The organism is Psychromonas sp. Urea-02u-13, assembly GCF_002835995.1.
In the GTDB taxonomy this organism is placed as follows: Bacteria; Pseudomonadota; Gammaproteobacteria; order Enterobacterales; family Psychromonadaceae; genus Psychromonas.
The window spans coordinates 1-339 of the sequence record NZ_PJBZ01000304.1; the positions used below are offsets into that span (position 1 = coordinate 1).

The 339-nt window shown below is 38.1% G+C and carries 1 protein-coding gene; it reads right to left on the reverse strand.

Going from position 1 to position 339, the window contains the following annotated elements; genetic code table 11:
• Nucleotides 1-75 precede the first annotated feature (75 nt).
• The coding region (locus tag CXF74_RS22960) for a transposase (RefSeq protein ID WP_442965971.1) at nt 76-339 on the reverse strand (264 nt) is incomplete at its 5' end.

Below are 339 nucleotides of genomic sequence, written 5' to 3' on the forward strand. Positions count from 1 at the left end.
ATGCCATTACACCTCTTTATCTCAGATTTCATCCTTCCCATTAAACGATCACTTAAGATCAAGCTTGGTGACACGTTAACCTCTCAGTCGATTCATTCCCATAAAACTCATTTGATGCTGACAATATGGGCAAATGCACTTTGACTGTTTGCTCTTTTGAGGTGTCGAAACTGTATCGATATTTATGCCCAATAATAGTAAGATTTGCAGTCGTAACTGTTTGGCATTGCCTCTTAAGAATCCGTAATCCCTAACGCGTTGTAATCCTTTTGGCAATACGTGTTGTAGAATTAACCATAAGAACTTGAGTATTGGCAGAGTCCTTGTTTTGGTAATATT